Here is an 11,446-nt window from a genome sequence, read left to right on the forward strand (position 1 = left end):
GATTTGTTCACCGCGATTAGGCGGTGGGTGCCTCGCGAGCCGAATCGGCAGAATCGGCACGGGCGGCGTCGTCGGCCTCCTCCCCGATAGCGGGCAACAATTCCCCGGTACCGGGCAAGCAATCATCGGGGCGATACCGCATATCACCCGGATTGGTGAGCAAATCAGCCAAACCGGATATGAAACCGGGTTGGTCACCTACCGTGGCGGCCCGCAAATACCGCACGCCGTGCTCCGCGGCCGCTTCCTTCGCTTCCGTATCGAGGTCGTAAACCACTTCCATGTGGTCGTAAATAAACCCGAAAGGTACCGCGATAACATCCCGGATGCCGCGGGCGGCAAGATCAGCAATATGGTCGCAAATATCAGGTTCGAGCCAGGGGGTGTGCGGGCTGCCAGAACGCGAGCAATACACCAAATCCCACTCCTGTACGCCTAGCTCTGCGGTGAGGCGGCGGGCCAGCTGCAGGTGCTGTTCGTTATAGGAATAGGGTTGGGCAGTGGCCGATGCTTCCTCCATTGCGGTGGGAATTGAATGCGTAACGAAAACTAGGCGGCCTTCCGGCAACTCGGCCAGCGCCTGCCGGGTGACGGCTAGCTGTGCCTGATAGAAAAACTCTTGATCCCAGAACGGCTTGATCTTCCGGATATGCATCCCCGGCGCGGAGATTTCTCCGAGCCAGCGGGCAGCATCTTCCCGGTATTGGCGGCACGAAGAATAGGAAGCGTAGGCCGAAGTGGCCAGCGCTAATACTTCGCGGATCCCTTGGGTGTACATTTCTTGCAAAACCGTATTGCCGAATGGTTTCCAGTTCCGGTTACCAATAAAAATCGGAGTGTGATCGCCGCGCGAAGCAAGTTCGGCACGCAAATCCGCCGCGAGCTTTTCATTCAGCTCATTGATGGGCGATTTTCCCCCAAACAGTTCGTAGTGTTTTCCCACCATCGCGAGCCGCGCATCGGGGATATTCCGCCCCTTCGTGGCATTGCGCAGAAAGGGGATCACATCCTCGGTTTTATCGGGTCCGCCATAACTGAGAATCATGTAGGCATCAGCCATTGAGTCCATCCGTTTCTCTAGGGGTATTGCTTGTGGGAGCTGTTGTGGGAGCTGGTGAAACCGTTTCCGATTTGCGCGGCGGCGGGAACCCAGCTCCAAAAACAAGTTCGGCGGCCCGGTGATATTCCGCGGCCCGGCCGGCGCGGGCGGCGCGATGTGCGGCTTGCATCGGTTGATGCAAGATACTGTTAGCCAACCGCCGCAGGTAGTAATTCGTATCCTCCGCGGAAAGCCAGGCAGTGCGCGGAATCTTTTGCAATTCCCTTTCCACCGTGCTCGCTACTTTTTCCCGCAAAGAGACGATCACCGGGTCAATATCGCGGCCGCGCATATCCGCCACATAATCTTCCAAACCGGTTTCTACCAGTTCCTTGGCACGCGTTAAAGCTTCGCGCTGCACGGCAGGCGTGTGCCGGGAAATAGTTTCCAGATCGATCAGGTAGGTACCTTTGACGTCCCGCACGGCCGGATCCACATCGCGGGAAATAGTTAGATCAATTAGATTGGCCTCGCCGCGGGCAGTCACGATCTGGGCGGCATCAGTGGGCCCGAAAACATGCCCGCCCCGGCCGCGGCAGAAAATAATTGCATCCGCGTCCGTAAAATCGCGCTTTTCTAAAGCCTGCAAACCGTGCTTAGTCGCGAAATCTGCCGCCCGGTTGGAAGCTGACCACACCGCAATATCCTGGCAGCCGCGCTCGCGCAAAGCCGCCACCGTAACCCGGGCATATGATCCGGTGCCGGCTACAATCACGCGCCGCCCGCGCCAGTTCTCTGCGCGCGTGCTGGCAGGAGCCGGTGTGGAGGCAGGAGCGGGTGTGCTGGCGGGAGCGGGTGTGGAGGCGGGGATGGTAGCTGCGGTGAGCTTTGCGAGCTGGTCGGGCTCGCCATGCTGGCGAAGAAGGGCGCGGTCCAGTAAATCTAGCGCGATGCTGACCACCGAGCGGCCGCTTCGGGCCAGTTCGGTACGGGTAGCCACTTGCCGAGAAGTGTGTAAAGCCCTTTGGAAGAGACGCTCGAGGTTAGCGGTGGCCGTGCCGTTTTCCCGCGCGGTGGAAAGCGCGCGGCGGATTTGACCCACGATTTCCCGTTCCCCTACCACCAAGGAATCAAGGCCGCTAGCTACTGCGAATAAATGTTGCGCGGCGGCGGTGCCGCGATAGAACTCTGCCGTGGAAGGCCACAAAGCCCGATACTGAGACGGGATGTCGCTAAGAAAATCGAGTGCGTCGCTATCCGCGTCGATGTAAATTTCGAAGCGGTTGCACGTGGAGACGGTGACGAAGCCGTGAACCCCAGCCAATCGTGAAAGTAGATCAGTAAAGGCGCTATGCAGTTCCGCCGTTCTCGCTACTTCGTCGAGGGGAGTCCTCCTGTGGTTCGCCGACGTTGCGAAAATTGGCATAGTTCCATTTTTGCACTAAATTTCATCTATAGGAAGTCAGATGGGCGCAAGGAAGCGAGAAGGTGTGAACAAAAGCGTTTTAACTGCCGCAAATGGCGAAAAACCGGGGAAGTATCCCGTGTGGTTTATGCGTCAAGCGGGGAGGTCCCTCCCTGAATATCGAAAAGCGCGGGAAGGGATCCCCATGATTGAGGCTTGCTTGACTCCAGATTTGGTGGCTGAGATCACGGCGCAGCCGGTGCGCCGGCACAAAGTGGACGCCGCCATATTTTTCTCAGACATTGTGGTGCCGCTGCGCTTGGCAGGCATTGCGGTGGAAATTGTGCCCGGGGTGGGGCCGGTGATTGCGGAACCGGTCCGCACCCGTAGCGACGTCGCTAAAATTGCAGACAGGTGTCTCGAAGATGAGGACTTGATTTCGCGCGGGCTGGCCGCCGCTGCGCGGGAAGTGGAGGTGCCCGTAATTGGGTTTGCGGGTGCGCCTTTCACGGTTGCCGCCTACCTGGTAGAAGGCAAGGGCACGCGCGATCACTTGGCTGCCCGTGCCATGATGTACGCCGATCCGCAGGCCTGGAATGCCTTGCTGAGCTGGGTGGCGCGCATTACTCGCCGCTTCTTGGAGGTGCAGATCGAGGCGGGCGCGCAGTTGGTACAGCTCTTCGATTCGTGGGCCGGTTCGCTTTCCCGCGCGGATTACGAGGCACGCGTGTTGCCGTATTCGCGGCGCGTGCTTGCCGACCTGCCGGTTCCGGCGATCCATTTTGGCACCGGGACGGGCGCCTTCTTGGATTTGATGGCCGAGCCGGCCGAGGTTATCGGCGTCGACTACCGCACCCCACTGGATGAGGCGGCGCGCCGCGCCCCGGGCAAACCGGTGCAGGGGAACATCAACCCGGCGATGCTTACGGCTCCGTGGGAGGTTTTGCGGGAGCATATCGACGCCGTTTTGCGGGCGGGGGCGGCGGCACCGGCCCATATTGTGAACTTGGGCCACGGGGTACCGCCCACCACGGATCCGGCGGTGCTCACGCGAGTGGTGGAATATGTGCATTCGCGTTCCCCGCAAGAAATGGCAGCGGGCTGAGCCGGTAAGAGCTAGAAAGCAACACCGCGCATGGGAGCAGTGCCACGCTGGGAAGCAGTACCACGCGGGGAAGCGATGCTGCGCAGCCAGCGGCACCGCACATTACGCAGGGAAGCGACACCGCAGAAAACAGTAGAAGAGCAGCAGAAGAAGAAAAACCAATCACCAGAATGATAGGGGCACATCGATGAAGACCGTAATTGTGGGCGGCGGCTTGGCCGGGCTCATACTGGCACGTGAACTAACGCACGCGGAAACAGCAGCCGCGCCAGAAACAGCAGCCTTGCCGGAAACAACAACCACGCTGGAAACTGCAGCCGCGCCGGAATCTACCAGCACGCCGGAATCTAGCGCCCAGCACGCCCAGCACGCCCACCACGCCCACCACGCCCGCGGTACCCATTCCGCCCACGAAGTGGAAGTTTTTGAAGCCGATGCCGAGCTGGGCGGGTTGATTCATGGTTTGGAATTGGCGGGCCGCACGGTTGAAGGCGGGGCGGAGAGTTTTGCGCAGCAGGACCACGCCCGGGCTTACATCGAATCTTTAGGTTTGCAGGTGCAAGAGCCGCGCGGTAGGTCGTGGATTGTTTCCGAGCACGCGGCTTTCCCAATGCCGGCAGGTTCGGTTATGGGGATTCCCGCGCATCCCGAATCGGAAGAGGTGCGCCAAGTTTTGCGCGATCCCGCCCGCGCCGCCGCCGACGCCACGCTTGGCCCGGAGGTAGGCCGCACGGCAAACAGCGTGGGCGAGCTGGTGGAAGCACGGATGGGTGCGGAGGTGGTGCACACGCTGGTCGCGCCGATTACCACCTCGATCTATTCTGCCGACCCGTACGAGCTGGCCATTCCCGCATATTTGCAGGAAGCTTTCGAACGGGAAGGCACGCTGGCCGGGGCGGTACGTTCCATTCCGTCCGGCGCGCGCACGGCAAGCATCGTCGGGGGCATGTACCGGTTGCCACTCGTTTTGGCCGCGCAAGCCCGCCAAGCCGGTGCCGTTATCCACACCGGGCGGAAAGTTACCGCGATCCGCGCGGTCGAAGGCGGTTACGAACTCGTTATCGAAACCAGTGCCGACGCCGCCGCGCCCGGTAGCGCCGCAGGTTCTGTAGCTGCCGCGCCAAGTAAGCCACACGTGGTGCATGCCGACCGGGTTATTTTGGCGGCAGGTTTGGATCCTTCCGCACATTTGCTAGCCATGATTTCGGATAATCCACTCCCGGAGGTACCGCGCGGTAATCCGATCACGCACGTTTCTTTAGCTTTGGATAATCCGGAATTGGATAATGGCCCGCGCGGTTCGGGTTTGCTCACGGCGCCCGGGTTTAGCCGGGTTAAGGGCATGACCCATTTGAGTTACAAGTGGCGGCTTCCCGCCCCGCACGTGGTGCGGCTGTCTTATAACCCGGAAGCACATATTACGGAGGCGAACGCTGCGGAAATAGCGACCGCAGATTTCACCCGGATCACCGGGATCGAAAACCCGCGCATCCTCGACTGGCATTTCGAAGCCTGGGGGCCTGCTCTCACCCCGCGCAGCCCGCAACTGGCACAGTGGCAAGATGCTTTGGTCTTCCCGCCCGGCGTTTACGGGGCCGGCAGCTGGCTGGCCGGAGCCGGTATCTCCTCGATCATCGAACACTCCCTGGGCCTGGCCCGCCAAATCACGGGCGTGGCACCGGCTCCGCACCCCGAAGCAACTTCGAACCCGGCCGTAGAAGAAACCGCCGAAGAAACCGCAGAACCGAATTCCACAAAGGACGCGCAGTGACGGTACTTCGCATTGGTGCTCGCACTTCGCAACTGGCCGTCACGCAAGCGGAAGCGGTGGGCCGGCAGATTTGCGCGGCTGGTTTATATGACGCTTTCGAACTGGTGGGGATCACTACGCGCGGGGATACGGACCGCCGCCAGCTTTCGCAAATCGGTGGCACCGGGCTGTTTACGAACGCGGTGCGCCAAGCGTTACTGGCCGGCGAATGCGATCTGGTGGTCCATTCGGCCAAGGATTTGCCGGCGGCGGATAGCCCCGATTTCGCCATGTTCTTTTCCGCGCGGGAAGCGCCGTGCGATGTGCTGTACGGCAAGTATCCGAGTATTGCGGAACTGCCGGCGGGAGCGCGGGTGGGAACCGGTTCTCCGCGCCGCATCGGCCAATTGTTGCGCTTGCGTCCTGATGTGGAAGCGGTGCCGATTCGCGGTAACGTGCCTACCCGGATCGCGCGGGCGGGGGCGGATCTCGACGCCGTGATCGTGGCTCGTGCTGGTCTGGCCCGCTTGGGGATAACTGGCGGGCACGATATTCCCGTGGCGGAAATGGTGCCGGCACCCACGCAGGGCATCCTCGCCCTGGAAACCTTGCCCGGTACGCGCGCGGCGGCCGCTGCCGCACAGGTGGAGAGTGCGGAAGGCCGGGCGGTAGCACTGGCTGAACGCAGTTTTATGGTGGGGATCGAAGCTGGTTGTTCGACGCCGGTTGGCGCTCTGGCTACCGTGGCCTCGGGCACGGATGAATTACATCTTTTCGCCCGTTGGACCAGCCCGGATGGCACTGCCAGCGCCGAAGACGAAGCAACCATCCGCCTCGAACTGGCCGCGCCGGCCGCCGCTCACGCAGATCCGCGCGAGCTTGGCTTCCGCTTGGCCGCCAAGCTATTGGAAGCACTCGGGCCAGCCGCGCAAAGCGTCGGCCGGGAAACCGAGGGCAAGTAATGGCGGCGACGAAGCGTGCTTCTAATTCCGGTGCCTTCCGAACTACCGGACCGGTGGTAATCACGCGCGTGCTTCCCCCGCACTGGCAAGTGCCAGCTAACTGGCTGGGGATTCCCGTAACGCGGCGGATCCCTGTGGATAGCGAAAAAGAGCGCGCTCGCGATTACCTGGCCCGTTATGCCGGTTATGCAGGTTATGGGAATTCTGCGAGTTATGGAAATCATGCGAGTTCTGCGAGTTGTGCCCGAAACGGCGGATATACCCGCGCAGGCATTTGCCAGCCGACCAGCCAGCCTGCCCGCGATCTTGCCGGCGAGTTCAGCAGTCAGTCCGCCGGTGCCTATGCCCTTGGCCGCCAATCCACAGCCTCGATATGGTTAGCGGTCACTTCGGGCTATGTGTTTGATGTTTTCCGGGCTTGGGAATTAGAAATCCCGCCGGAGTTGCAAATTGCTTGTATCGGTAAGGGCACGGCACACCATAGCCCCCGGCCGCCGGATTTCATTGGCCCCCAGCCAGCTACCGGCCGCGTTTTCGGGGAAGCTTTCCCGCTAGCCGCGCAGTACCAAACCCAGCAGTACCAAACCAGCCTGGGCCAAACCGGGCAAAAACCGGGTGTTCAGGGGTCAGGTTATAGAGGTCAAGATGTCCCGAAGCCCGCTGCCCAGGGGCCGGGTGCTCAAAACCCGGCTTCTCAAGTGCCAGAGGTCTCGCCGTCAAACATTCCCGGGCGTATCTATTTTCCATGTTCGAGCCTGGCTTCTACGGATTTCGCGGAAGCAGTTGCCGCCCGCGGTTACCAGGTAGAACGCCACGAGGTGTATCGCACGGAGCCGGATGTGGACGGCGTCGAAAAGGTATTGAGCCTACGCCCGGCCGCTATCGTTTTGACCGCGGGAAGTGCCGCTCGCGCGGTACTTGCGGCCATGCGAAAGGCATTGCCACCGGAAGGTAACGCGCCGCCGGAAAATAACAGGCCACCGGAAGATAACGCGCCACCGGAAAATATCGGGTTGCGGGAAGGTGCCCCGGCGCTCGTCGCCCTGGGGGAGCCGACCGCGCGCGCCTGCCGGCAAGCTGGGTACCGCGGGCCGGTGCGAGTAGCGCCCACCCCGGACCCGGCAGGAATCGCCCGGGCGCTACGTAACTAGCCGCCAAGTAACCAAGCAGCCAAGAAACCAAAAAAACCAAGAAACCAAGAAACCAAAAACCGAAGAAACAAAGAATCCAGGAAAGAAGGAACGGAAAGTGGAACTTATTGAGCGGCCGCGCCGGTTGCGGACCAATGCGGCAATGCGCGGAATGGTGCGGGAAACGCAGCTGGCCGCGGCGAACCTTGTGCTTCCCATGTTTGTGCGCGAGGGGATAAGCGCACCGGAGCCGATCGCTTCCATGCCCGGCGTCTACCAGCACACGTTGGAGTCTTTGCCCCGCGCGGCACGCCAGGCAGTGGATGCCGGAGTGGGCGGGATTATGTTGTTCGGAGTGCCGGCGCAGCGCGATGCGCGGGGGAGCGCGGCTACCGATCCGGAGGGGATCCTCAACCGCGGGTTGCGGGCTTTGCGTACCGAACTAGGTGACGACGCCGTTATTATTGCCGACCTTTGCCTGGACGAATTTACCGACCACGGCCATTGCGGGGTGCTCGATGCGCAGGGAAACGTGGACAATGACGCCACTTTGGAGATCTACCAGGAGATGGCGCTCGCGCAGGCCCGGGCCGGCGCGCACATGCTCGGCCTATCCGGGATGATGGACGGCCAGGTGGCGGCCGTGCGGGAAGTTTTGGATGGGGAAGGTTTCACCGCGGTTTCCATCCTTGCCTATTCGGCAAAATACGCCTCCGCTTTCTTCGGGCCGTTCCGCGAAGCAGTAGATTCTCAGTTGCGCGGAGATCGTGCTACTTATCAGCTCGATCCGGCTAACCGTACGGAAGGTTTGCGGGAAGCTTTGTTGGATGAGGCAGAAGGGGCCGACGTCGTAATGGTCAAGCCGGGTAGTTCTTACCTGGACGTGACGGCGGACGTAGCCGCAAATGTGACCGTTCCGGTGGCTGTTTACCAGGTTTCTGGCGAATACGCGATGGTGGAAGCGGCCGCTGAACGCGGCTGGGTAGACCGCAAGCGCATCATTATGGAAAGTGTGCTGAGCATTCGCCGCGCCGGAGCCACCATGATCTGCACCTATTGGGCCGCCGAAATTGCCGGCTGGCTCCGCGAAAACTAGCGGGCCGCTGGGGCCGGGCATGAACCGGGCGTGAAGTGGACTAGCGGGCCGCTGGCCGGCGCAAAACGGCCCGCGGCGAATAGCAGAGCGTAAAACGGCCCGCGGCGAAAACACCGCATTACAACCGCATTGCAAACGCAAACCAAACAGATACAAAAACACAGCATAGAACTGCAAAGGAAGTAGAAGGAAAGATGAGCCTTTTTGAACGTGCCCAGTCAGTGATCCCGGGCGGCGTGGATTCGCCGGTGCGGGCTTTCGGTTCGGTAGGGGGAGACCCGATTTTTGTGGACCGCGCCCAAGGCCCTTACCTGTACGGGCGGGCTAGCGATACCGCTACGGCGGCGGAAAAAGAATATGTTGACCTGGTTGGTTCGTGGGGGCCAATGCTTTTGGGCCATTCCCATCCGCAGGTGGTGCAGGCCGTGCAGGAAGCGGCGGCGCGGGGCCTTTCCTTCGGGGCGCCCACGGAAGCGGAGGTGCAACTCGCGGAATTGGTAGCGGCCCGCGTGGCCCCGGTAGAAAAGTTGCGTTTTGTTTCCACGGGTACGGAAGCCACCATGACGGCGATTCGTTTGGCGCGAGGTTTTACCGGCCGGGATCTCGTGGTCAAATTCGCTGGCTGCTATCACGGCCACGAAGACTGCATGTTAGTAGCCGCCGGTTCGGGCGTGGCCACCTTCGGGCTTTCTTCTTCCGCGGGTGTACCGGCCGGTACCGTGCAAGACACAGTGGTTTTGCCCTATAACGACCGGGAGGCCGTGACCGAACTTTTCACCACGCACGGGGAGAAAATCGCGGCCGTAATTACGGAAGGGGCACCGGCAAATATGGGTGTGGTTCCACCCGCGCCAGGTTTCAATGCGTTCCTTGCCGAAACTTGCCACCAGCATGGCGCGCTGCTCATTTTCGACGAAGTTCTCACCGGTTTCCGGGTCCACCCGGCCGGCATGTGGGGCTTACAGCGCGACGCTGGAGAAAATTTCACCCCAGACCTCTTCACCTTCGGCAAGGTGATCGGTGGCGGTATGCCCATCGCGGCCCTGGGCGGGCGGGCAGACGTTATGGACTATCTCGCGCCTACCGGCCCGGTATACCAGGCCGGCACGCTTTCTGGGAACCCGCTCGCCACCGCGGCCGGAATCGCCACCCTCCAGCTTGCCGACGCCGAGGTCTACGCGAAGGTGAACGCGGCTTCCGCACAAATCCAGGAGATCATTACTCAGGCTTTGCAGGAGGCCGGCGTGGCGCACACTATGCAACGCGTCGGCTCCCTGTTCTCGGTACTGTTCGCCCCCACCCCCGCGCACAACTATGCGGAAGTGGCAGCCCAAGAGCAGTTCCGTTTCGCGCCCTTCTTCCACGTCTTCTTGGAGGGCGGGGTGCACCTGCCGCCTTCCGTGTTTGAGGCTTACTTCGTTTCTGCCACGCACGACGCCGCCGCGATTGAACGGATCGCCCAGGCCGCTGCGCAAGCCGCCCGCGCCGCAGCTGCCGCTCGCCCGGAGGCGTAAATGCTCGGAGGCATAAAGGTCCAGGTCTAGCTTTATACAAAACCTGATTGTCTGCTTCGCAGATGGGCTGCCCCTCATAGCGGGTTTAGCTCCGAAAAGTGTTTCTAGGGAGCTTTCGCCTAGCTACAGGTTAGCGACACCTTTGCGTACGCTAAGTAACTCTGAAGCGCTAGACGTTTTTCGGTGTTACTCAGGTGTTACTCGCGGGCCGAAAAAGTTTTCCCCCGAAATTATTTTCGTTGTGATTTCGGGGGGGGGGCTTGTCCCCTTTTTGTTCCCTTTTTGCGTGGTAATAGTTTTCCCCCGAAATCACTTTTCGTTGTGATTCCGGGGGAAAGTAGTGGTAGGCCCCGTGGGATTCGAACCCACAACCCATGGATTAAAAGTCCAGTGCTCTAACCATTTGGAGCTAGAGGCCCGCCTAGTAGTTTAGCGCCTGTTTACCCAGATGTGGAAAATGTGAGAGGGAGAACGTTTCATACGGTCGCTTTCGGCCTTCCATACGTAAGCCCAGGTAGGTCGCGTCGTGCCGGAAAGTACCGCGCAGGGCTGTAAAGGTACGCGCGGTGCCGTAAAGCTACGCGCGCGGTGCCGGCGGCGGCGTCGGGAAACGGAAGGCGCCGCAGTGGAATACGAAGCGACCGGTACGGCAGTTCCAGGCGAGTGTGGGGTGCCGGCTGTGGCGAAAAGTGGCCGGTAGTACGCGCGGTGCCCCGCTTCCGGGTGAGATGAGAGACAATAGAGGAGGACCGGAAAAGTAGATATAACCACAGATCTAGGAGGAAACAATGGCTAAGTTCCGTAGGCCGGCACAAATTAAGCCGGAACAGCTCGAAGCGATCCAGGGCGATGGTGATGTTGCTTACAACTCTGAGCTTGCTCATACCTCTGCGCAGGCATTGCTATTCCCCAGAGACGCGGAAGAAGATCCGGAAGAAGCCGCGATTCGGGGGCGGGTATTGGAACTCGTCCGCGCGGAAGGCGTGGACGTGATTGCCGAATCCTGGGTGCGTTCACCGGAAGACTCTTTGCCGGGGGCATTGTGGCGCGGCTTCCTATTGCGCGAATGGATTCGCCGCTATCCGCAAGAAGTGGAACGCCGGTGGGATTTGGCGGCCGCGGAACTGGAATCCCAGGGTGCGGACGGCAAACAAAAGCTCGATATGACGCCGCGGCCGAGCGAAGTAAAAGATGCTTGGGATAGCGTGCTTGGAGGCGAGTTCACTGGCGAGTTGGAGGAAGTGCTCGCCAAGTCGGCCCGGTTGACCAACACTTTGGGAGAAGTTGATCCGCACTGGATCAGCAATGACGAACATCCGCTGGCCACACCTGTTACCCGCCGCGATACGGCGCTTATTCAAACCAGCCTGGAGTTCCGTGAGGCTGGCCAGCAGGCCGCGCGCGGGCTCTTGCACTAAAACTTTGCACTCAAACTGAAAACTATG

The 11,446-nt window shown here is 60.9% G+C and carries 9 protein-coding genes and 1 tRNA gene; 7 read left to right on the top strand and 3 right to left on the bottom strand.

Going from position 1 to position 11,446, the window contains the following annotated elements:
- Positions 1–16 precede the first annotated feature (16 nt).
- Both hemH and H8274_RS00940 read right to left on the bottom strand, forming a co-directional pair.
- Complete coding sequence (gene hemH, locus H8274_RS00935) at positions 17–1,060, bottom strand: ferrochelatase (protein WP_185933589.1); 1,044 nt, start codon at positions 1,058–1,060, stop codon at positions 17–19.
- Positions 1,053–2,465, bottom strand: a complete 1,413-nt coding sequence (locus H8274_RS00940) for a glutamyl-tRNA reductase (RefSeq protein ID WP_185933590.1) — start codon at positions 2,463–2,465, stop codon at positions 1,053–1,055. Before H8274_RS00940 ends, hemH begins: the two co-directional genes overlap by 8 nt.
- A gap of 64 nt (positions 2,466–2,529) precedes the next feature.
- Between H8274_RS00940 and hemE the strand changes: the two genes are divergently transcribed.
- The 6 genes from hemE to hemL all read left to right on the top strand — a co-directional run bounded on the left by hemE (position 2,530) and on the right by hemL (position 10,001).
- Complete coding sequence (hemE, locus tag H8274_RS00945; protein ID WP_420807966.1) at positions 2,530–3,549, top strand: uroporphyrinogen decarboxylase; 1,020 nt, start codon at positions 2,530–2,532, stop codon at positions 3,547–3,549.
- A gap of 187 nt (positions 3,550–3,736) precedes the next feature.
- Positions 3,737–5,320, top strand: coding sequence for a protoporphyrinogen/coproporphyrinogen oxidase (locus tag H8274_RS00950; RefSeq protein WP_185933592.1), 1,584 nt, complete (start codon positions 3,737–3,739; stop codon positions 5,318–5,320).
- Positions 5,317–6,261 carry a hydroxymethylbilane synthase gene (gene hemC / locus H8274_RS00955; protein WP_185933593.1) on the top strand — a complete coding sequence of 315 codons (945 nt, stop codon included), beginning with the start codon at positions 5,317–5,319 and terminating at the stop codon, positions 6,259–6,261. Before H8274_RS00950 ends, hemC begins: the two co-directional genes overlap by 4 nt.
- Positions 6,261–7,412, top strand: a complete 1,152-nt coding sequence (locus H8274_RS00960) for a uroporphyrinogen-III synthase (RefSeq protein WP_185933594.1) — start codon at positions 6,261–6,263, stop codon at positions 7,410–7,412. The genes hemC and H8274_RS00960 overlap by 1 nt, the downstream gene beginning before the upstream one ends.
- Positions 7,413–7,509: 97 nt before the next feature.
- On the top strand, positions 7,510–8,487 hold the full coding sequence (gene hemB, locus H8274_RS00965) for a porphobilinogen synthase (protein WP_276330068.1): 978 nt from the start codon (positions 7,510–7,512) through the stop codon (positions 8,485–8,487).
- A 194-nt stretch (positions 8,488–8,681) separates the two neighbouring features.
- Positions 8,682–10,001: a glutamate-1-semialdehyde 2,1-aminomutase gene (hemL, locus tag H8274_RS00970; RefSeq protein WP_185933595.1), complete on the top strand. Its 1,320-nt coding sequence runs from the start codon at positions 8,682–8,684 to the stop codon at positions 9,999–10,001.
- Between the two features lie 341 nt (positions 10,002–10,342).
- On the opposite strand, the gene H8274_RS00975 is transcribed toward hemL, so the two are convergent.
- Positions 10,343–10,420 (bottom strand) — tRNA-Lys (locus tag H8274_RS00975).
- Positions 10,421–10,789: 369 nt separating this feature from the next.
- Here H8274_RS00975 and H8274_RS00980 point away from each other — a divergent pair.
- Positions 10,790–11,419 carry a hypothetical protein gene (locus H8274_RS00980; RefSeq protein WP_065415192.1) on the top strand — a complete coding sequence of 210 codons (630 nt, stop codon included), beginning with the start codon at positions 10,790–10,792 and terminating at the stop codon, positions 11,417–11,419.
- The last annotated feature ends 27 nt before the right edge of the window (positions 11,420–11,446 follow it).

Origin of the sequence: Actinobaculum suis (genome assembly GCF_900618115.1) — a bacterium.
Lineage (GTDB): Bacteria > Actinomycetota > Actinomycetes > Actinomycetales > Actinomycetaceae > Actinobaculum > Actinobaculum suis.